The organism is Microbacterium esteraromaticum, assembly GCF_900163815.1.
In the GTDB taxonomy this organism is placed as follows: Bacteria; Actinomycetota; Actinomycetes; order Actinomycetales; family Microbacteriaceae; genus Microbacterium; species Microbacterium esteraromaticum_B.
The window spans coordinates 93,849-113,943 of the sequence record NZ_FUKO01000002.1; the positions used below are offsets into that span (position 1 = coordinate 93,849).

Below are 20,095 nucleotides of genomic sequence, written 5' to 3' on the forward strand. Positions count from 1 at the left end.
AGCGTTCAGCGCTTAGGTCTGTGTTTGTAGGAAGGTGAGGATGGCGCGGACTCGTCGGTTTTCGTCGGCAGGGTGGAGCCCGAGTCCGGTGAAGATATTGCCGATGTGCTTGCGCACTGCTGCATCACTGATGAAGAGCCTGGCGGCGATGTCGCTGTTTGAGGCCCCTTCGGCCATCAGGGTGAGGACTTCCCGTTCGCGTTCTGTGAGGTAGTCAATGAGGTGGGGTTGGTCTCTTTGCAGGAGGTGGCGCGTCACCTCGGAGTCGATGACGGTGCCGCCCTTGGCGATGGTGTTGATTGCGTGTTCGAAGTCGGTGACGCGGTTGACACGTTCTTTCAGGAGGTATCCGACCGCTCCTTCTGGCAGGGCGAGGAGGTCTCTGGCGTAGCGGTCTGCGACGTATTGCGAGAGTGCGAGGATCGGTTGTGTCGGGTGTGCTGCGCGGATGGTGAGTGCTGCGCGGAGACCGTCGTCTGTGCGGGTGGGTGGCATCCTGACGTCGGTGATGACGAGGTCCGGCTTGATCGGAAGAGCCTCGTAGACGGTGACGAGTTCGGTTGCGTCGGCTGCGGTCGCGATGACGTGGTGTCCGAGCCGTTCGAGGAGTGCCTGGAGGGCCTCTCTGAGGAGTGCTGCGTCGTCAGCGAGAAGGATACGCACCAGGCACCTCCGTCGTTGGGTTACTGAGATGCGTCGCGGCGGGGAGCGTGAGGGTGAGGATGGTGGGGCCACCGGGTGGACTGGAGATGTGCAGTTCACCGTCGAGGGTGTCGGCTCGTTCGGCAAGACCTCGCAACCCTGATCCGTGTGAGGTGTCGACCCCGCCGTGCCCGTCGTCTCGAGCTTCGATGCGGGCGTGTCCGTCGTTCGTCGTGAGCGTGACGTTCAGCCGGGGTGCCGTGGTGTGTTTCGCGGTGTTGGTGAGGGCTTCGGTGATGAAGAAGTATCCCGCGGCTTCGGCTGCCGGATCGAGCCGGGGAAACCCGAGATCGTCGATGTGGAGCGGGACGGTACTCCGTCCGGCGAGCTCTTCGAGCGCTGCGGGTAGACCGTAGTCCGAAAGGACCGCAGGGTGGATGCCGCGCACGGTCTCTCGAAGTGAGGTGAGTGCGCGTTCGGTTTGATCCTGCGCAGCACGCAATGCGTGCTTCTTCGCTTCGTCGGTGCAGCCTCGGAGTTCGAGTTCGAGGATGCCCAGGCGCGCGGCGATCCCGACGAGCTCTTGTTGCACCCCGTCGTGGAGGTCGCGTTCGATGCGTTGACGTTCGTTTTCGTGGGCGGTGACGATGGTGGCACGGGAGCGGGTGAGCTGCTCGACCCGCTGATCCATTTCCGCGAAGCGCGGCGCGGTCAGCCAACGAGTGCATGAGCCCTGAGCAGCCGAAAGCATGGCGTTCAGATAGGCAAACACGAACAGTGCGACCGGAACAAGCAGGAGTGGATACCACCAGGTCTCGGGGCCGAGCACGATCTTGGTGTCGCCGAAGAGTGTGATGTCTGTGGTGCTGCGTGCCGCCATGACAGGAATCGCGATCAGGACGGCGATGGACATCACTTGCGCGAACAGGGCGATGACTGCGAGCGACCCCAGGACCAGGCCGGTGAGGAGGGACGCTGTTTCGCGCCAGGTGGCGGGCTCCATCAGCCGAATGTTCAACCAGTTGCGTCGCTCGTCGCGAGGGACATACACATGCCCGCTGGATGGTGTGGGGAGTCCCAGGATGCGTAGGCGGCGACGTTCGATCGCGGCGACGAAAATGCCCCACAGCGGGAGGAAGAAGATGGTGAACACGAGAACCGGGATCAGTATGAGAGTGAGGATCGCGCTGGTGGCGGTGTAGGTGAGGGCGAGCCAGGGCCATCGTGAGGGGAGGAACCGCCACGGCGGCAGCATCAGCGCCTGCCATACGGTTCGTGCTCTCATGTGTCTAGGCTACGCAGTCCCCCTTCGTGCGGCCTGGTGAGGCGGGCAAGAGTATCGTCAGGTCTACCATCGGGGTCGCTTCCGGGCCACTGCCTTCCGTCGCCCGGGCCGCTGTACTCGAAGAGTGAATACTCATCCCGCACCCCACGAAACGTTCCTGAGCACCGAAGTGGTGCTGAACGCCCGCGCCGTCACCAAGAGCTATCCGATGGGGCGCGGCCAGAGCGTACCGGTGCTACGCAATATCGATGTGCGGGTCGATCACGGTGAGATGGTGAGCATCGTCGGCCCGTCCGGCTCGGGGAAATCGACGCTGTTGTACTGCCTCGCCGGTCTCGAAAAGGCGGACTCCGGGGAGATCAGCCTGCAAGGGGATCGGGTCGATACCGCTTCGCCTTCGCAGCTCGCCCGCATGCGACGGGACCGGGTCGGGTTCGTGTTCCAGAGTTACAACCTCATTCCCTCGCTCTCGGTGCGCGAGAACGTGGCGCTCCCGGCGCGGCTTGCACGGCGCAGCGCGCCCGACGTTGCTGGCGCGCTGGCAGCGGTGGGGCTTGCTGCTCACGCGGGCAAGCGGCCGGGCGAGCTTTCCGGCGGTCAGCAACAGCGCGTAGCGATCGCCCGTGTGCTTGCCGCGGAACCGCAGCTCGTGTTCGCTGATGAACCGACCGGGGCGTTGGACACGACCACCGGGCGGCAGGTGCTCGACCTGTTGCGCGGGTACGCGACCGATGATCGCAGCGTTGTGCTCGTCACACACGACCTCGACGCGGCAGCGCGCGCTGACCGCACCATCATCCTCCGCGATGGGCTGGTGGTCGCTGAACTTGCGCGCACAACCGCCACGGACATCCTCGCGGTGTTGCACGAGAGTGCTGCCGCGTGACTCGGCTGATCCTCGCCGAACTTCGCGCGAGCTGGGCTACCTGGGCGGGAGTGATCCTGGTATCGGCTATCACCGCGCTTGCCTGCGGTATCGCGGTCAGCATGCTGGAAACCGGAATGCGGGCGGGCGAAGAGTATCTGCAAGGTTTCTCCGGCGGCACGGCCGCGATCTTGATGTTCAGTGCTCCGGCCGGTATTGCTGTGATCGCAACCATCACTCGGCTCGCCGTGGATCTTGGCCGGCCCGCCTATGCCCGGTGGCAACTTGCAGGGGTCAGCCCGTCACAGACAGCCCTGGTCGTTATCATCCAGATCATGGCCGCAAGCCTGCTGGGAGGTGCGATTGGGTTCGGTGTCACCACCATGCTCGCAGGCCCCGCGATTCATTCGGCATTCGAGAGCGGCACGGGCGGATACTCGGAAATACCGATCATCACCGGCCCACTCACCGCATGGGTCACGATCCCTGCAACCGTCATCATCGCCTTGCTCGGGGGGCTGCGCGCAGCGCGCACTGCTGCACACACCCCGCCTTTGGCCGCGCTACGAGAACCAGAAACCAGAGCGAAGCGGATGCACTGGTGGCGCTGGGTGTTGTTCCTTGCGGTCCTCGGGGGCGCGACAGCGTTCTTCGCCTCTCTCTTCCAAACAACTGAGCGCGGCGCTTTCCTGAGCCAGGGGCCGCTCGTGCCTGTCGTGATCACGGTGGTGTTCGTCAGTGCTGGGCCGGTCGTGTATCCCTGGCTTCTTCGCGGATGGACAGCGCTCATCCCCGCCCGGATATCGACCTCGTGGTATTTGGCCCGGCATCAAGCCCGATACCATCTCGGTCGCAGTACAGCCTCCATCACCCCTCTATTTACCGGCACCGCACTGCTGGGTGGCCTCTTCACGATGACAGCGACCGTCGACGCCTCCCTGCAAGCCGGAGGTGAAGAGGGCGTCAGCCTTGAACTCTCACAAGTGCTGCTCATGCTCGGCGGACCTGTGCTCCTCGCCGCCGTCGGCGCGGCAGTCGTCATCTTCATGAGCAACCGCACGCAGGGCTCCGAACAAGCCCTCCTCCAAGCCAGCGGCGCCACCAGTACCACGGTCGTCGCCTCAGCGCTCTGGCAAGCGGTGATCCACGTCGTCACTGCCGCGATTCTTGGCAGCGTGGTCATCATCCTCACCGCGGTCCTGACCTCAGCCGTGTTGGGACGCTTCGTCCCAGCCGTCTCGGTCATCGACGCCACCTACGCGCTCGGACTCATCGGAGTAGGGCTGGTGCTCACAGTGCTGGCGACGGTGCTTCCCGTTGTCTCCCGAAGCCAGGCATCCGTCGCGCTTCAACTCGCTGCGAAGTGAGCAGACTCGGCCTTCTCCACCCGCACGACCCGCACAGGCGTATGAGCGACGCATGCAAGGTCTCGATGAAGAGGTTTCCGCGGTCCTGCCACGGTGGCGGGACCAAGGGATCAGGGATTCTCGTGTTTCCGGGTGAACCGTGCGGGTGGGGTCACGGTGGCCCCACCCCGTGACCTGGAGTTTCTCTTTCTCCGGTTGAACCGCGGTTGTGTTGAATCAACACAACCGGTGCTCCTTCGAGCGGTGGTGCCGAATCGGCCCCACCGCTTCATCTGGGGAAAAGCCGTTCTGCAGTGAACCAGAATCTGGTTCACCACGGGGGTGCCGATTCGGCACTCCCGGCGCGTTCCTTGTCGGTGGTGGCAAACTGCCACCACCCTGGCGGCGCGGTCCCGGCAGGTTGCCGGAACCGGTGGTTGTGATTCCCAACCGCCGCGCGGTCCCTGATTGAGTTGCTTGAGCACATATAGTAGCTCAAGTTCCGATCGAATACTAGATGTTGTGGTTTAGGGTTCGTACCTGCATGGTATGGACACGATCACAGACACCACCCACGGCACGCAGGACACGGCTACGAGACAGGTACGGACCCCATCCCGCCGCCTCTCGCAGGCACCAGGGAAGCTCCCGCCGGACTTCGACGTCGAGGCATTCACCCGGGAGGCATGCGAGCGGTCGGGGGTATCGTTCGCCGTCACCGATCCGGTCGCGCTCTCGAAGCTGCGTGTCCTCACCCGTCCCGACACCTGAACCCCTGTAGGTGCGACCGTCAGGCGCAGGGGGCACCTCTCTCCTGCGCCTGACGGTCGTGCGCGCGGTTCAGGCTTTGAAGGTGAGGTCCACGCGTTCGGACCGGAATCTCGCCCCGCGTTTGCCAGGTTGGGCGGGTTTGACGATGAGGGTGTCGATCAGTGCGGCGATGATCGCGCGTTTCTGCGGGATCGACCACTCTACCTCCCACGCCGCCCGGAGCGCTTCCTCGTCGCCGATGGGGATGCCTTTCAACGCGGACGACTTCGCGCTACGACCCAGCACCAGTTCGGCACTGTTGATCGTTGCGGTGGCGGCGGTCTTCGCGGCGTGGAGTTCGGTGCGGGAAAGCAGCCCGGCCCCGTAGTCGCGGGCCATGTCCTCCATCCGCTGCCTCGCGGCAGTGATCTGCTCCATCGCCGCCGATACTCCCGCATCCTCACCCGGCGTGGCGGTGGGCAGTGTGGTCGCGGCCAGGCGCGTGATCATAGCCTCGGACACCAGGGTTTCGATCCCGTGCGCGGACACGACGAGTCCGCCACGCTCGGGCCTGCCGGGGAGGGGCAGGCAGCGGTAGAAGCGTCGCTTCCCGATCGACGTCTCGCCCCGGTGCAGGCCTGAGGACACGAGGGTGTTGCCGCATTTGGCGCAGGTGATCAGTCCTGCGAGGAGGCTTTTGGATGAGCGGCCTACGCGCCGGTCGGGATGGTTGAACACCGCCCGGATACGCGCTGTCTCTTCCGGGGTGATGATCGCCTCCCAGTTCCCCGGCCCCAGGATCGCCCGGTCACGCCGTTCCCACGTCGTGGTCGTCTTGGATGCTGGCTCGTAAGCGCGTTGCCCGGAGATCCTGGCTGAGCAGAGGATTGAGCCGACGGTGCTCTCGTGCCACACGTTCAACCGGCTCTTCCCCTTGCTGGGTGGTTCGGGGCCGTCGTCGCGGTTGAGCCACCTCGTGATCTGCCGCACCGACTGCCCCGCGAGGAACCGGTCAGCCATCTCCCGAATCACCGCCGCCTCGGACGGGATCAGGACGCCGCCGATGCCGTACCCGTACTTGGCTCCGCCGTGCCAGTCGCCGCGCTCGGCCTTCTGCTGATTCGCACGCCTGATGCGGTCTGCTTTGTGCCCGGACTCGTAGGAGGCGATCGCGACAAGCTGCCTGGCCATGAGCCTGCCTTCGTGGGTGTTGAGGTCGAACGCGCCGCCCTTGACGGTCTCGATCCGGATCGGGTGTGTTTCCACGAGGTCGATGAGGTCTTCCAGTTCGCGGGGGCGACGGTAGAGGCGGTCCACATGCCATGCCACGATCCGCGACGGCCCCAGCTTCACCCGCTCCAGCAACTCCAGGTAGCCGGGGCGCTTCTTGCCCGAGTAGGCCGAGATGTCGTTGTCCATGAACACCGCCGGATCACTGATCCCGAGCATCGCGCACATTTCCAGGCAGTCCTGCCGCTGTCTGTCGACTCCGGCTTCCGCACCGGTACGATCCTCGGAGATGCGCAGGTACACCACGACCTGCTCCACGTTGTTGTTGCTTGCTTGTGTGCCGTCCATGACGACCTCCCTTGTCACCTGGTAGGTACGCGGGTCAAACCCGACACGTCGACAAGACGACCGCGATGAACGCGCTCCGCCGGGCATGGGAAACCGAGCACGGCAAAGGGTCCGTGGTCGGATTGGCGCCGTCGGCCGTCGCCGCGCAGGTCCTCGCGGAGGATCTCGGTATCCCGACCGAGAACACCGCGAAGTGGTGGCATACTCACCTCACCACCGGCACCACCTTCCAGGCCGGCCAGCTCGTCATTGTCGACGAAGCTTCCCTCGCCGGCACCCTCTCCCTTGACCGCATCTCCGCCCTCGCCGCAGAAGCCGACGCGAAAGTCCTCCTGGTGGGCGACTACGCCCAACTCCAATCCGTCGACGCGGGCGGCGCATTCGGGCTCCTCGTCCACGACCGCGACGACACCCCCGAGCTGGTCGACATCCACCGATTCGTCAACGACTGGGAGAAGACCGCCTCCCTGAACCTCCGCCACGGCCACACCGACGTCATCGACACCTACGCCGCCCATGACCGCATCCGGGGCGGTGAAGCGGAGCAGATGATCGACGCTGCCTACACCGCCTGGCGAACCGACATGCTGGCTGGTCGGGTGAGCGTGCTGATCGCCGATTCCAATGAGCACGTCACCGCCCTCAACACCCGCGCACGTGCGGACCTCATACTCGATGGCACCCTCGACGCCCGACGGGAGATCGAACTCCACGACGGGACCGCCGCGAGCATCGGTGACACCGTCATCACCCGCCGCAATGATCGCCGCCTCCGTACCGGGAGAAACTGGGTCCGCAATGGTGACCGGTGGACCATCACCAGCATCCGAACCGACGGGTCCCTCAACATCCGACCCGCCGGCAAACGCTGGGGCGGCACGATCGTCCTGCCCGCTGACTACGCGACCGAGCACCTGGACCTTGGATACGCCGTCACCTCCCACCGAGCGCAAGGCCTCACCACCGACACCGCGCACGTCCTCGTCGACACCACCACGACGAGAGAGAACCTCTATGTTGCCCTCACCCGCGGCCGCGAAACCAACACCGCCTACGTCGCGACGGATCGCCCCGATGACAGCCACGCCGGCCCGCACCCCGGCGACAACCCCGACGCCACCGCACGATCCATCCTCTACGGGGTTCTGCAGCACGTCGGCGCGGAACTCTCCGCCCACGAAACGATCACCGCCGAACACGAGCAGTGGGGGTCGATCGCCCAGCTAGCGGCCGAGTACGAGACCATCGCCCAAGCCGCTCAACACGACCGGTGGGCAGCACTCCTGCACGCATCCGGCCTCACCGACGAGCAGGTCGACGATGTACTGGTCGCTGACACCTTCGGAGCGCTCTCCGCTGAGCTACGCCGTGCCGAAGCCAACCACCACAACGTCGATCTACTTCTGCCACGACTCGTCAACGCTCGGGGACTCGGCGATGCCGACGACATCGCCGCAGTCCTCCACGAACGACTCGCCCGCGCCACCGTCCACCCGGCCGGGCAAGGACGCGCCCGCAAGACACCGCGCTTGATCGCCGGGCTCATTCCGGAGGCATCCGGCACCATGACTCCAGACATGCAGCAATCCCTCTTCGAACGACACGAACTCATCGAAGAACGAGCTGCAGCCCAACTCCAAGCCGCGGTTACCACCGATGAACCGTGGACCGCGGCGCTCGGCAGCGAACCCACGGAACCACGTGCTGCGGCCAGATGGCGACAGCACGCCCGAACCGTCGCTGCGTACCGCGACCGCTACGGGATCACCACACTTACTGTGCTCGGGCCAGCACCTGATGGCACTGCACAGAAGATCGACGCAGCACGGGCCCGTGCCGCGCTCGATCAAGCACGTAACCTCGCTGAGAGGCAGATGCACGAACCTGCTCGCCACACCGGACAGACGCGAGTTGGGCCAGTGCTCTAGCCTCCATCAAGCAATCCAGACTTGGCCTCGTTCAGGTGTTGGAGGGGCGCGCCTCAAGCCGGGTCGGTCCGGCGAATTTCTAAAATGGCCAGACTTTGGCTTCGTCGAGTTCTTCGGAAACCTTGACCGCTGATGCTTTCGGATGTGACTGGAGGAGCTGCCGCACGGTTCGCACGGCGAGGTACGCCTCGACAACTAGGTGTCGCTGATCTGTCCACATTGACGAGTCGTATTCGTTCTCATGCAACTTGTGGGCTGTTTTGGATCGTGCTCGGCGAATTTCCTTGAGGATGGCTGCGGCGGATTGCACCATACCCTCGGGATCGTGCGTGACAGTACGATCCATCCATTCGATGAGCATATTCATCGTGCCACGCTGGCCCTGGTAGATGTTGCCGTCGCCGTCTTGCCTTTCCTCTGTGAGGGGAATCTTGGCCTGGCGGAAGAATTTCTGGTCGAGGTTATCAATCAGTAGCTTGTTGAGTTGCTCGATGAAGGTGGATAGCTCGCGCTTTGTAGGGCGAATTAGGTAGCCGTAGTCCGTAGGACGATTGGGGTCCTCGTAGAGGGTCCGAAAGAGCGTCGGGTAGCCGATCACATCGCAAATCTCGTTGACTAGGCTCATCTCCATGAGGATCGCCGTGTATGGGCTGACGCGCTCTGGGAACTCGCCCATGAGATGCGGACGTACCCAATCAGGGTGAAGGACCCAGTCTTGGCGCTCGTGCTCGAATGACTTCCAATACGACTGCTCAGTAGGCGAAAGGTCATGAAGGTATCTAAGGGGTACACCGACGACAATCTCGTCGCTGGTCGTGTCACCATCGAATCCGATACTGAAGGTCGTTAAATAGGTGTCGAGCGGAGTGCCCTCTCGAGCCCTAATCTCACCACCGATGTCCAGGGTGTAGTCGTAGCGCGGATCATCGCGGTATCGGCCGAGTACGTCAGCGCGGAAGAAAATCGACTCAAGCTGGGCATGGCCAAGGGCGAGAGCTGCCGAGTAAGGAGCACTCGGATAACGCTCACCGGCTGACATGGCCGCGAGGGTGCCCTTAGTTGGATAAAGGACAGCCGAGCGGACTCCGCCGCGCCGTTGAACCTCCGCAAGGTTGTCGGCGGCCGACTGATGCGGGAATCCGAGGATGTGCGGGTTGACCATCTCATGCCCGAAGTTGGCATAGACCGCGCCGTCCGCTACGAGTTCAGCGAGTGCTACCTCAGAGTCCACGGAGAGCTTCGCCGCCACGTCCATGAGCGGAGCAGCGGCCACTCCGTTGAAGTCGGGAGAATCGAGATACTGCGTGGCAATCCGCTCACGCAAGAGCTCCTTCAGGCCCTCAAGCGCCGTCATCGCAGGTTCAGCATTGGTCACGATCCAATCGTCCCGTAAGCGACCAGCAAACGCGAACGATCTGCCGAGATTCAACGGGCACGGTGAGAGTGGCTACATCGCTGATGCGCCCGAGCAAGTTCAGCAGACCAGCTCATTCAGCACGCTGTGGACGGGTGGATTCTTCCCAGCTAGACTCACTGTGGGCAGTCTGGACTGCCTCTCTCCGAGTCTGAGTCCCCACGCGACGAAGACGCTGAGGACAACGGTTGCTGATCCAGAGAAGCAGTACCTGGATCGAGATCTCTCTCATGTCACAGGGCTGGCACGCGTGGGTTGCATAGCCCGGAACTGAGATTGAGATGACCTCCAGCAACCACAGCCAGAATCGTGAGCTCCAGCAGGATGCACGCGCCTGGGCCGACTTCACCGGCACGAAGTACACCGCTGCCCTGCGGCAGATGAGTTCCCCATTGGCGCAGGGGCTCCTCGGTAAACGAGTCAGCGCGCGGCGACTGATCGCTACTCTCAACGATCACGAACTGATCGGCGGACGCGGCGGCAACCCCATGCTCGGCGAGAACGGCTACCGCTCGGAAGCGCTGTGGAACTTCAACGGCGAGACCGACTTCATCGAGCTCGCCCTCATCTCGGACTTGCTCCGGATGTACACGCCCATCTCGGACGCGGTGTCGCCAGAGGTAGGCAGCTACTCCTTGAAGCACACCGCGGAGTGGTTCCTTAGCCCGCATTGCTCCTATGTGTCCAACGGCCGGCTGATCTGGGCAGCGGCAGCGTTGGGACTCCCGGTTGCCGACCCAGGAGGCGACGGGCCGAATCTCCTGATCGGAGTATTGGAGCGCGAGCACAACTATGTTCGTCGGATGGTGGGCTCTGAGCAAACCAGACCACACGGGGAGCACTACCGTCCCGCTGGATACGCACATCTCCAGAGCGCGCTTGCGCGGGCAGCGGCGGGCGAGCTCATCTCGAATGATTGGGTCCGGCCGACCCTCGTTGAGGAGCCGGCCCCTTTCCACGATTGGCTGATCATGCAGGTCAGTCGGGACGATGCCGTGGGCGATCTCGCGGGCGACTACTCCGCCGGCGTCCGAGGCAGTGACCACGGCATCGCACGCACCCCTGCCGAGATGCTGTCGATCTTTCACGAGGTATCGCACTCGTCTGAGGCCTACGATGCGGTGGTCGTCGCGATCACAGAGTGGATGCGGACAGCGCCATCACCAACCCCTATCCGTACTGAACGGCTCGGCGGAGACACGCATGACCACGGCGGATGGGGCGCAGGCGCCGGGACCACAGAGCGCATTGAATTCCGGTGCCCCTGCGGTGACGGGACGATCGTCGAAGAGCACGACAATGTGCCGGGTTTCCGGGAGCACGACGTGCGCATTGCCTGTGACAAGTGCCGTGCAGAGTGGCACTTCGCCGAAGGTAGGGGCATACGGGACTGGGCGCTGGAACCCGCGGCCATGAGTGGCACGCTCTAACGGCGATGATGGAATCTACTCACCGCACCGAGCCGAAGCGAGTTGGCTCGGTGCGGTGCTCGTAGGAACCCAGAGGTTATGCCGACTGATCGCGCGCTGGGGGCTGAATCATCTGCACGTTTGAGATGCCGCCCTGATTCACGCAGTCCTGGGCGAGGTCATGAACGTGCCAGTAGTAGTCCAGAGCTGGCTCTGCCACGTTCACCGTGGTTTCGACTGGCGTGAAGTGATGAAGAGGGATCGACACACCGTCGTAGGTGAAGCCCATGTTGTCCTTCGTCAGGATCGTCAACGGCTGCTCGCCGGTCCACTCGATGCCAACCCGCAGGTCGTACTCCTCGTTGTCAGTTGCTTCCGCCGCGGTGCGCGCGAGCGCCATCAGATCCGCGATGGCGCACTCGATGGCGGCAGACTCGACCTGCCAGCCGTCGAAGAATCCGTCGCTGCTCATACGATGCCCGCCCACAGCAGCGGCGACCGTCACCGAGCCATCATGGTGAAGGCTCATCCAAGCCTCCTTCCAGAGCGAACGTTCGCTGGCTGCCGTGTTCACCGCCACCCAGCGGCGCAATCCGGGGCGGGGATTGTCGCGGTCGACGTTCTCGAGCGGGTGAACACCTCCGCGTCCCGCGTAGGTCAGGGCCAGCCCCACGGTTTTGGTCAGCACTCCGCGAGCCTCGTCGCGTGTGAGTCGATCGTGGAAGCGAGGGATGCGAGGGTGAGCGACTGCGACCAGCCAGGCGCGCTTGCCGGAATCCCTGCCTGCCGCGGCTTCATCGAACAGTGCATCTAACGCCTCAGTTGCGTGGCGGCGCTCCTCGAAACGAGCTCGATACATCGCCTCGATCTGCCGCTCCTTCATCCACACCGTGTCGGAATCGTTCCGCACCGGCGCGGCGAAGTAGTCGTTCTTGTAGATCAGATGTGGCCCATCGACGCTGGCCGGGATCTCTACGACAACGGCACGGTTACCCTCGACTCCGATCCGATGCACGTTCAGCCCGAACACCGGCGGAGAGATCGCAGTGATGGCCGCGCTTCGCAAGGACCGTTCGTACGCTTCATCCAGCTCGCCGACGTCGACGCGCTCAGTCGCAGCCTTCTGCGTCTCCCGTACCCCGTAGACGATAACTCCGCCGCCGCTATTGGCCATCGCCGCAACGTCCTTGGGGAAGTCCGTCTGTGGCAACCCCTTCGCTGGCGGCAGCTCCGACTTCCAGTCCAAGTCGTCCGTCTCTGCTACACCAGCGGCAACGGCCGCATCAAGGATCTCGTCAGTCAACGGTCCCGGAGCGGCGCCCACGGCGCGATGAAGTGCGGTGAAGGTCATGCTGCAAGCCTAGAGATGGTCGCTGACACAGAGAGCAGCGCAGATGGCTCTTCCGACTCACCCAGGCAAGGCGTAAAGTAGCAGACGAGGCAGATTTCTCCTTGATATGACGTCCTTCGGGCAGGCTCTTGGGTCACTCTCCACGCACTGTCTCGTCAGCATTGTCGTGCGATGAGAGAGGCCAACGTCATGATCCGACTGCTCTGGGCAGCAAGCGTCCACACCCGCTATTTCCTGCGCCGCTACATGCCGACGAACCGGCTCCTCGACGCGATCCGCACCCGGCGAGGTCTCAAGTGGGGTGTCCCCGCGATGCTCCTAATCGGCCCATATCTCCTCGCTGCGAGCATCTGCACCAACCTCATCAAAGACGGCGGACCGGGCTGGCTGAACATCCTCGTGATCCTGTTCATCTGGAACGCGCTGAAGTTCCTCATCATGGGACCCGTCAGCGTCATCCTGCTCGCTCGGGTCCGTATCCACGAAGCAGTCCAGCGCAGACAGGCACGTCGAGCACAAGCCGCCGCAACTGAACCCCAACCAGTCGAATACCAGCCGGCGGGTGTCATGCACTGAACACCTCGACGGCCTTCGGACACAGATGAGGGTGGGTTCCTGAACGACTCGGGATCCCGCCCTCATCTGTCTGTCAGAGCGAACGGTGCGGAGGCTGGCTACGACGAGCCGCCTCTCGTTCAAACGACTTCTCCACCACAGGCACCTCAGCGTGATGTTTGATCATCGCTCTAACGTCCTCGCCGTCTGTGATGATCTTGGCGATGCCGTCACGAATCAGGCGATGCGTGCCCGCGCTGCTCACGCTCGTCACTGGTCCTGGTACCGCACCGACCGCACGACCTAATGCCTCTGCGTGGCCGGCGACGTTGAGTGATCCTGAGCGATACCCGGCCTCGACGACAACCGTCGCCGACGACAACGCGGCCAGCAGACGATTCCGCGCGAGAAAACGCCACTTCGTCGGCGTCGTTCCCGGCGGCAACTCGCTCACCACCAGGCCCACCCCGCGAACACGATCCAGGAGATCCTTCTGGCCCTGCGGATAGCTCCGATCCGCACCAGAGGCTAGGACCGCGATCGTGTCACCGCCTGCGGCGAGCACCGAACGGTGGGCAGCATTCTCGATGCCATACGCCCCGCCCGAGACGACAATCCTGCCCCCATCACTCATATCCGATGCGAGCTCACTGGCAACGTGCTCGCCGTAGCCCGTCGAGGCACGCGCACCCGTAATGGTTACCAGATCCTCGCTCGGCCGGGAGAGGAACGACGCTGCTCCCGACGTCCACAGCACATACGGGGCACGCTCGTGGAGGTCCTCCAGCGCCGCCGGCCAGTTCTCATCCCCAGGAATCACCGTGCCGTAGCCCAGCCCTTCGAACGAAGCAACCTTCTCTCGCAGACCCTCAGTAGTCCGCGTCAGCAATCGCTTCCGCCACACCTGCGTCTCCACAGACCCAACACCGGGCGCAGCATCCTCACGATCAAGGAGCCCAACCGTTTCAACACCACCCAGCCGGTCAAGCATCCGACCCGTCACCGAATCGCCGGGCTCCGACAACACCGCCAGCAGCATCCGAGCGGTTCGCTCGTCCCAGCCACCCTGAGCAATCCTGACCATCTCCGGCTCCTCTCGATCGGCGGTCATCGAGAAGGTGCACGTCAAGACGCCGCCGCTCGCGGGAGGATGCAAGGGGCGCTGCTGGTTGGACGGTAGCCTTGGGAGAGGCGACCTCCGACGGTCGATTCTGTCCGCAACGGGGGTGACGATGCTACTTACGCCGAATTGGCGCGACTGGTATCACTTCCGTCATCAGCAGGAATGCTTCAAATCCGGTGCCATGTTTGAGGACTACGTCGCTAAGGTGCTGGGCCTCTTCCACGACGACTATGTGAATCCAGCTCCATCTGGAACGCTTGGAGATGGCGGCTGTGACGGGCTGGCCCTTAGTGGAACTATCTTCTATGCCTGTTACGGTCAGCGACCAGCCCGTAGCGCTGAACGCGAGTTGGCCGCAAAGATTGGCTCAGACTTCACTCGCGGACTCGCGCAGTGGGACAGCTTCCACACCTGGAAGTTTGTGACGAATGCGCCCGTCGGCCCAGAATCTTTGAAGGTCGTGACGGGGCTTCAGCAAACTCATGGGCTAACCAGCGAGCGCCCGTTGACGATCCGCATCGTCAGTTCGGAAGATCTCTGGGGCCAAGTGGTGGGCACCTTGGATGTTGCCATCCTCAATGAGCTCTTCCCCGGTGCGCCTGGGGCAGAGAACGTAGAACTTGCAGACTTACTCCCGCTGCTAGATGCTCTTGGCACAACCGGTGCGGCTATCGAAATGGGAGCGGATGTGCTGCCCGTTCCGGCAAGCAAGATGGATTTCAACGAACTTCCGGAAGCGAGCCGCCTTGAGTTCAATGCTGGGAGACTGCTAGCCCCCCGTATTGATCGCTGGTACGAAGAGTCATCAGACCCCGGTCTCTATGACGTCCATGGAGACAAATTTCGGTCACTGTATCTTGAAGCCCGAGCGGTCACAGCTGTGCCTGCGGAAATTCTCGAGCGACTTTACGTGTCAGTCGCCGGTGCTAATTTTCGGATGGACGGGAAGCGCGCCAACGCCGCATTCGCCGTCGTCTCCTACTTCTTCGATTCCTGCCATATCTTCGAGACGCCACTGGCGGAGGAGATCACCTCAGGGACGGAGGTACCCAATGCTCTTGCCCACTAAAGGAGTGTCCTCCGAACGGGCCCTCATGACGATCGGCTCGGAGATTCTTGAAGAGCTCCGTGAACCGACCTCCGTGTCAGCTCTTTGGGAGAGATACAACGCCCGGCAGCGTTCAGCAGCCAAGTCCCGCCGAATTACCTTTGACTGGTTCTCGCTCGCGTTGGCTGCTCTTTACGCGATGAGACTGGTGGATACATCCGACAGCGGCTACATCCGGCGAGCGCATGTTTCTTGACGCCCTCACCTCTTCCGACTCAAACTTCAAGTCCCTTCGCTTTCGCGAGGGCCTGAACATTCTCGTCGCCGACCGCACGGAGGCATCGGCGCAAGGCGATAGTCGAAACAGCATCGGTAAGACGAGTTTCGTCAAGATTCTTCGATACATCCTCGGAGGCGACCTGTCATCCGAGTTCAAGGCACCTGAGTTGTCGGCCCACAAGTTCACCGCGACTCTCAACCTCCCTTCGCCCGTCGGCGGGGAAGAGGAAACGGTTACCGTTACACGCTCCGTCTCGCCGACAACGCGTGTCCGCGTATCCGGCTGGACTGCGACAGATGGCGCCACCGACCTACACGTGGATGACTGGCGTGAATTGCTGACTCGCCATGTGTTTCGCATTCCAGCGGACGCAAACCGTCCGACGGCCGGTCAACTCTGGGGACACCTCATCCGGACGCACTTCGGCAACCCCATAAAGGGCCACCAATCCGAAGCTGATTGGGAGTCCGGCGTGAAGATCGGCTTCATGCTGGGGCTGTCCCCAGAGATATTAGGCAAGGCCGGAGACCTCGATCGCCTCACAAAGCAAGGCAAAGCGATCCGCGCGGCGGTCCGAGAAGGCGCAATCGCCCACCTATCACTCGACGAGCCAGCACTTCGCGCGCAACTTGCAACAGCCCGACGGCTACGGGATCGTACGCAAGGCGACCTGCGGTCGTTCAAAGTCGATGACCAATACTCGGACCATCAACAGGCAGCCGACCAATTGAGTGCCTCGATACAGAGACTCAACGACGAAGCCCTTGCCCTTCAACGTCGATCCCGTGAGATTGACGAAGCTCTGCACGATGAGGTCAGCACCTCCCAGAGCAACGACCTGACGGCGAGGCTTTCCCGTGTCTACGCGGAGATCGGCCTTGTGCTCCCCGACACCGTAAGCAGACGCTACGACGAGGTCACAGCTTTCCACGAGTCAGTAGTTCGCAACCGGCGGTCCTTCCTGGAACAGGAACTCAGCGCAGTGCAGGCACGGCTCGACGCCCTTGATGCGGAACGCCGAGCGTTGGACGACCAACGATCGCAGATCATGCAGCTACTCAACGAGACTGTTGCTCTCGACACTTTTCTGAGCATCCAACGCGACCTCGCTAAGCAGGAAGCCGACGTCGCAGACTTGGAACGAAGACTTGAAGCTGCGAGCTCAATTAGTACCATCAACGACACAATCAAGCTGCGAACCGCAGAGCTCGTAGCTTCGGTTCGCACCGAGCTAAACGAACGAGACGACAAACTCGACGAGTCGATCGCTTTGTTCGGTGAGTTGGGCGCCGAGATTTACACCGATCGCGAAGCATCCCTCCTCGTTTCACCGACTGCTAAGGGCATCCTCAGCGTGGAACCACGTATCTCAGGGGACGCAAGTACCGGCGTACGAAGCGTTGAAACCTTCATGCTCGATGTGGTCTGTGAAATAGCAGCAATCAAGCTAGGGCGAGCACCTCGAATACTCGTGCACGACAGCCATCTCTTCGATGCGATCGACGGACGCCAGGTTGCCTCGTGTCTGAACATCGGAGCAAGACTCGCCGAGGAACACGGCTTCCAATACATCGTGACCCTCAACTCCGACTTCCTCGCGACTGTCGAGGCTCAAAGCGACGGTGCCTTCGACGCCGCGCCATACATACTCGAAACCCGGCTCACAGACGAGACAGATGCCGGAGGGCTCTTCGGCTTCCGATTCGCCTAACCAACCATGAGCCGGCGTCGGCCTCGCGGACGGATCGTGCCGCCCTGCGAGACCACCGCGGCACGGACACCCTCGTCGCTGATTCCGAGGCGTTCAGCCACCTGAACAAGCGTGAGCCCACTCTCATAGAGCCGCGCCGCTTCCGCTCGAACCTCATCGCCCAATTCAGGGCGACGTGCGACGAGACCTGCCTGGAACGCCATCTGCCACACGGTCGAACGATGAACACGGAAACGGGAGGCCAACTCACTCACCGGCGTACCTGATGCATAGGCGGCAATGAGGTCGGCTCGATTCGAGGCACTCAAACGGGTTTGACACTGACGCGAATTTTCTACAACTGGACCGCGGGAATCGACCGGCCGTGCCCCACGCGAACGAAGCCCACGCGGCCCAGAGCCCCTGAGAACACGGCAGATCAACGATTTCAGCGGCTTGCTAGGGTTTGAGAAGTGCCTACTGAGGTCCACCGAACACGCATCGGGTCGCAGACGCTTCGTCTGCGGCCCGATGCGTCGTTGTACAGCGATCAACTGTCAGCGCGGCACGTCGATGACGCGCTCGACACCGGTCGCCTCAGCAGCAACCGCACCGCCGCTGGCTGCGGCGATCTCGCTCATCAGGGCCTCCCTCGCGTCGGCGGAAACCCACGCTTCGAAGCGCGCTTCCGCCGCGTAGCTTGTCTCGCCGAGCACCGCATCATGGCGGCCCACCCAGTCGCGCAGCAGATTATCGAACCTGCCGGCATCAGCGTGCGCCACGGGCACGATGATCTGCACGAGGGTCTTCCTGTCTACGAGCGCGGCGAGGTCTAGTGCCTCTGAGACCGCTGAGGAGTAGGCGCGCACCAAGCCCCCCGCACCGAGTTTGATGCCGCCGAAGTATCTTGTCACCACCGCCACGACATCGCTGAGCTCGCGGCGGCGCAGCACCTCGAGCATCGGGATGCCCGCGGTTCCGGAGGGCTCACCATCATCCGACGACCGTGCTCGGTCGCCGCGCAGCCCCGTCACCTGGGCGCTGCAGTTGTGCCCGGCATCCCAGAATCGCTTCTTCACCTCGGCGATCACCTCGTCCGCGTGCTCCGAAGACAATACCGGCGCGACGTGGGCCAGAAAGCGCGACTTCTTGATCACGAGTTCATGATCGACCGGGACGGCGATCGTCGCCGGCAGCGGATGCGACGGGTCGGACATGGTCCCAGGCTACGGGAGCCCCACCGATGCCAGCCCGGGCTCAGCCTGGCGCGGTGAGCTCGGTGAGCGTGCGAACTGTGCGGAGGTTGCGTGCTGTTCCGGCGACGCCGAGCGCTCGATCGAGCACCGACTTCGTCAGCTTCGTGCCGGCCACGCCCCCGGCGCCGTAATCGATCCAGAGGTCGCGGCCAAGCAGAGCGATGCGCTCCCCCGGCTGCAGCCGTTCGGTCAGCTGGTCGACTGCCTGCGGTGATGCGTCGCCGTCGAGGAACATCACGTGCACCATCTTGTCGAGAGGTGCGTCCGGAAAGGGGTTCTGGCCGGCCAGAATGCTGAGTTGGCTGTGCGTGCGGAGGATCACGGGCGTATCCACGCCGAACCGCTCGGAGATCAGCGCGCGCACCTCCGCGCAGAGAGCCGCCCGATCGTCCGGAAGATCGCAGAGGATGTTGCCACTGGCGATGTACGTCGACACACCGGTCAGCGCGGTGCGGTCGCCGAGCAGCATCCGCAATTCCGCCATCGGCACACGGTTTGCGCCACCGACGTTGACCGCACGAAGCAGCAGCACCCCGCTTTCGGTCATACCGTGCTGCCGAACGCCTCCGCGCTCTCGATGAGAGCTGCGCCCGCATGCGCGAGCTCGGCGAGCGCGGCCTGGCTGGACTCCTCGCCGACACCCGCGACAAGATCCGTGAGAACGCGCAGATGCACACCGTGCGCGATCGCGTCGAGCCCCGATGCCCGCACGCAGTGGTCGGTCGCGATGCCGACGATATCCGCATCCGTCACTCCGTGGGCCGAGAGGATTTCTCCCGCCGTCGTGCCGTCTTCGGCTGTACCTTCGAACATCGAATACGCCGGGATCCCCTGCCCCTTGCGCACATGGTGGGTGATGGCATCCGTGACCAGCAGCGGGTCGTAGTCCGCCCCCACAGTGCCCTCGACGCAGTGCACCGGCCAGGAATCGACGTAGTCAGGAGCAGGCGAGAAGTGCCCGCCGTTGTCGCCGTCGCCGTCATGCCAGTCCCGAGAGGCGAGGATGACCCCGTAGTCGTCGGCATGCTCGGCGAGCAACTGAGAGACAGCGGATGCCACCGCATCTCCGCCCGCTACGGCGAGCGCGCCGCCCTCCGTGAAGTCATTCTGGACGTCGACAATCAGAAGCGCTCTGGTCATGATTCGAGCGTACGCAGTTCCGTCGCATTTGACTTGCCCACGGGGCTTGTTACCTTTGAAAGGCGAGCCGGACGCGCTCGCAGCGTTGCCGTCGTTCGCGAGCGTGCGCCCGCCCGGGGCCGAAAACCCCTCTTGCAGGCGCGCCATGACTGCGCCTTGTCGTGAGGCAACGCCTGTTTTCCTTCCGGCTTCGTACGGACCGCTGTGCTGTCCGTGCATGTGCGCGTCACCTCCTCGGCGAGAGGGACAGCTGCGCGCGTGCCCACTGACGGAAGGAACCGAATGCCGGCCCGCGTACTGCCACCCGCCGCATCCCCCGCCCCCGACCTGACGATGACTTCCGGCCCACTCAAGGCCACTCTGCCCACCCGTTAGCGCTCTCTCTGCGTCCGAGCCGGAATCTCCCGGCCCCTTCAACCCAGAGAGAAGAACGTG

General features: G+C 63.3%; 18 protein-coding genes and 1 pseudogene. 9 read left to right on the forward strand and 10 right to left on the reverse strand.

From position 1 onward, the window contains the following. Nucleotides 1–12: 12 nt before the first annotated feature. Nucleotides 13–663, reverse strand: coding sequence for a response regulator transcription factor (locus FM104_RS00490; protein ID WP_087129493.1), 651 nt, complete (start codon nucleotides 661–663; stop codon nucleotides 13–15). Continuing rightward, nucleotides 644–1,927 carry a sensor histidine kinase gene (locus tag FM104_RS00495; RefSeq protein WP_087129494.1) on the reverse strand — a complete coding sequence of 428 codons (1,284 nt, stop codon included), beginning with the start codon at nucleotides 1,925–1,927 and terminating at the stop codon, nucleotides 644–646. Before FM104_RS00495 ends, FM104_RS00490 begins: the two co-directional genes overlap by 20 nt. 124 nt (nucleotides 1,928–2,051) lie before the next feature. Here FM104_RS00495 and FM104_RS00500 point away from each other — a divergent pair, with 124 nt between their 5' ends. The 3 genes from FM104_RS00500 to FM104_RS00510 all read left to right on the forward strand — a co-directional run bounded on the left by FM104_RS00500 (nucleotide 2,052) and on the right by FM104_RS00510 (nucleotide 4,909). Beyond that, the gene (locus tag FM104_RS00500; protein ID WP_218778529.1) at nucleotides 2,052–2,813 is read left to right on the forward strand and encodes an ABC transporter ATP-binding protein; all 762 of its coding nucleotides are present in this window, start codon (nucleotides 2,052–2,054) and stop codon (nucleotides 2,811–2,813) included. Continuing rightward, nucleotides 2,810–4,159, forward strand: a complete 1,350-nt coding sequence (locus FM104_RS00505) for an FtsX-like permease family protein (RefSeq protein WP_087129495.1) — start codon at nucleotides 2,810–2,812, stop codon at nucleotides 4,157–4,159. The genes FM104_RS00500 and FM104_RS00505 overlap by 4 nt, the downstream gene beginning before the upstream one ends. A 528-nt stretch (nucleotides 4,160–4,687) precedes the next feature. Beyond that, nucleotides 4,688–4,909: a hypothetical protein gene (locus tag FM104_RS00510; protein WP_087129496.1), complete on the forward strand. Its 222-nt coding sequence runs from the start codon at nucleotides 4,688–4,690 to the stop codon at nucleotides 4,907–4,909. A 69-nt stretch (nucleotides 4,910–4,978) separates the two neighbouring features. Here the strand turns inward: FM104_RS00510 and FM104_RS00515 are convergent, their stop codons facing one another. Beyond that, the gene (locus tag FM104_RS00515) at nucleotides 4,979–6,466 is read right to left on the reverse strand and encodes a recombinase family protein (protein ID WP_087129497.1); all 1,488 of its coding nucleotides are present in this window, start codon (nucleotides 6,464–6,466) and stop codon (nucleotides 4,979–4,981) included. Nucleotides 6,467–6,519: 53 nt separating this feature from the next. Here FM104_RS00515 and FM104_RS00520 point away from each other — a divergent pair. Further along, a pseudogene (locus FM104_RS00520) lies at nucleotides 6,520–8,394 on the forward strand (ATP-dependent DNA helicase); the annotation flags it as partial. Between the two features lie 79 nt (nucleotides 8,395–8,473). Here FM104_RS00520 and FM104_RS00525 read toward each other — a convergent pair. Further along, the gene (locus FM104_RS00525; RefSeq protein WP_143738219.1) at nucleotides 8,474–9,769 is read right to left on the reverse strand and encodes a hypothetical protein; all 1,296 of its coding nucleotides are present in this window, start codon (nucleotides 9,767–9,769) and stop codon (nucleotides 8,474–8,476) included. A gap of 320 nt (nucleotides 9,770–10,089) precedes the next feature. Here FM104_RS00525 and FM104_RS16610 point away from each other — a divergent pair, with 320 nt between their 5' ends. Next, entirely contained in the window at nucleotides 10,090–11,238 is a 1,149-nt protein-coding gene (locus tag FM104_RS16610) for a hypothetical protein (RefSeq protein WP_218778530.1), read from the forward strand. A gap of 76 nt (nucleotides 11,239–11,314) precedes the next feature. Here FM104_RS16610 and FM104_RS00535 read toward each other — a convergent pair whose 3' ends face one another. Continuing rightward, the gene (locus tag FM104_RS00535) at nucleotides 11,315–12,568 is read right to left on the reverse strand and encodes an AlbA family DNA-binding domain-containing protein (protein WP_087129500.1); all 1,254 of its coding nucleotides are present in this window, start codon (nucleotides 12,566–12,568) and stop codon (nucleotides 11,315–11,317) included. 189 nt (nucleotides 12,569–12,757) lie between these two features. Between FM104_RS00535 and FM104_RS00540 the strand changes: the two genes are divergently transcribed. Further along, nucleotides 12,758–13,144 (forward strand): sulfate permease, encoded by a 387-nt coding sequence (locus tag FM104_RS00540; protein WP_087129501.1) that lies wholly within the window; start codon nucleotides 12,758–12,760, stop codon nucleotides 13,142–13,144. A gap of 73 nt (nucleotides 13,145–13,217) precedes the next feature. Here the strand turns inward: FM104_RS00540 and FM104_RS00545 are convergent, their stop codons facing one another. After that, nucleotides 13,218–14,207 (reverse strand): DNA-processing protein DprA, encoded by a 990-nt coding sequence (locus FM104_RS00545; RefSeq protein WP_087129502.1) that lies wholly within the window; start codon nucleotides 14,205–14,207, stop codon nucleotides 13,218–13,220. A 148-nt stretch (nucleotides 14,208–14,355) separates the two neighbouring features. Between FM104_RS00545 and FM104_RS00550 the strand changes: the two genes are divergently transcribed. From FM104_RS00550 to FM104_RS00560, 3 genes are read left to right on the forward strand one after another with little or no spacing between them, the layout of a single operon-like run. Next, complete coding sequence (locus FM104_RS00550) at nucleotides 14,356–15,315, forward strand: ABC-three component system protein (protein WP_373407822.1); 960 nt, start codon at nucleotides 14,356–14,358, stop codon at nucleotides 15,313–15,315. 25 nt (nucleotides 15,316–15,340) lie between these two features. Continuing rightward, a complete protein-coding gene (locus tag FM104_RS00555) occupies nucleotides 15,341–15,550 on the forward strand; it encodes an ABC-three component system middle component 6 (protein WP_218778531.1) in 210 nt (69 codons plus the stop codon). Next, entirely contained in the window at nucleotides 15,540–17,285 is a 1,746-nt protein-coding gene (locus FM104_RS00560) for an ABC-three component system protein (protein WP_087129505.1), read from the forward strand. The genes FM104_RS00555 and FM104_RS00560 overlap by 11 nt, the downstream gene beginning before the upstream one ends. Here the strand turns inward: FM104_RS00560 and FM104_RS16615 are convergent. The 4 genes from FM104_RS16615 to FM104_RS00580 all read right to left on the reverse strand — a co-directional run bounded on the left by FM104_RS16615 (nucleotide 17,282) and on the right by FM104_RS00580 (nucleotide 19,660). Then, complete coding sequence (locus FM104_RS16615; protein WP_218778532.1) at nucleotides 17,282–17,539, reverse strand: helix-turn-helix domain-containing protein; 258 nt, start codon at nucleotides 17,537–17,539, stop codon at nucleotides 17,282–17,284. The genes FM104_RS00560 and FM104_RS16615 overlap by 4 nt on opposite strands. Before the next feature lie 282 nt (nucleotides 17,540–17,821). After that, entirely contained in the window at nucleotides 17,822–18,481 is a 660-nt protein-coding gene (locus FM104_RS00570) for an IMPACT family protein (protein WP_087129507.1), read from the reverse strand. 40 nt (nucleotides 18,482–18,521) lie between these two features. Beyond that, the gene (locus FM104_RS00575; RefSeq protein ID WP_087129508.1) at nucleotides 18,522–19,067 is read right to left on the reverse strand and encodes a DUF1697 domain-containing protein; all 546 of its coding nucleotides are present in this window, start codon (nucleotides 19,065–19,067) and stop codon (nucleotides 18,522–18,524) included. Further along, a complete protein-coding gene (locus tag FM104_RS00580; protein WP_087129564.1) occupies nucleotides 19,064–19,660 on the reverse strand; it encodes an isochorismatase family protein in 597 nt (198 codons plus the stop codon). Before FM104_RS00580 ends, FM104_RS00575 begins: the two co-directional genes overlap by 4 nt. Nucleotides 19,661–20,095 lie beyond the last annotated feature (435 nt).

Coding starts and splice junctions, on each gene's coding strand:
- FM104_RS00555 (WP_218778531.1), top strand. CDS start 15,341: ATGACGATCGGCTCGGAGATTCTTGAAGAGCTCCGTGAACCGACCTCC.
- FM104_RS00495 (WP_087129494.1), bottom strand. CDS start 1,927: ATGAGAGCACGAACCGTATGGCAGGCGCTGATGCTGCCGCCGTGGCGG.
- FM104_RS00550 (WP_373407822.1), top strand. CDS start 14,356: ATGCTACTTACGCCGAATTGGCGCGACTGGTATCACTTCCGTCATCAG.
- FM104_RS00575 (WP_087129508.1), bottom strand. CDS start 19,067: ATGACCGAAAGCGGGGTGCTGCTGCTTCGTGCGGTCAACGTCGGTGGC.
- FM104_RS00540 (WP_087129501.1), top strand. CDS start 12,758: ATGATCCGACTGCTCTGGGCAGCAAGCGTCCACACCCGCTATTTCCTG.
- FM104_RS00510 (WP_087129496.1), top strand. CDS start 4,688: ATGGACACGATCACAGACACCACCCACGGCACGCAGGACACGGCTACG.
- FM104_RS16610 (WP_218778530.1), top strand. CDS start 10,090: ATGACCTCCAGCAACCACAGCCAGAATCGTGAGCTCCAGCAGGATGCA.
- FM104_RS00570 (WP_087129507.1), bottom strand. CDS start 18,481: ATGTCCGACCCGTCGCATCCGCTGCCGGCGACGATCGCCGTCCCGGTC.
- FM104_RS00560 (WP_087129505.1), top strand. CDS start 15,540: ATGTTTCTTGACGCCCTCACCTCTTCCGACTCAAACTTCAAGTCCCTT.
- FM104_RS00580 (WP_087129564.1), bottom strand. CDS start 19,660: ATGACCAGAGCGCTTCTGATTGTCGACGTCCAGAATGACTTCACGGAG.
- FM104_RS00545 (WP_087129502.1), bottom strand. CDS start 14,207: ATGGTCAGGATTGCTCAGGGTGGCTGGGACGAGCGAACCGCTCGGATG.
- FM104_RS00535 (WP_087129500.1), bottom strand. CDS start 12,568: ATGACCTTCACCGCACTTCATCGCGCCGTGGGCGCCGCTCCGGGACCG.
- FM104_RS00515 (WP_087129497.1), bottom strand. CDS start 6,466: ATGGACGGCACACAAGCAAGCAACAACAACGTGGAGCAGGTCGTGGTG.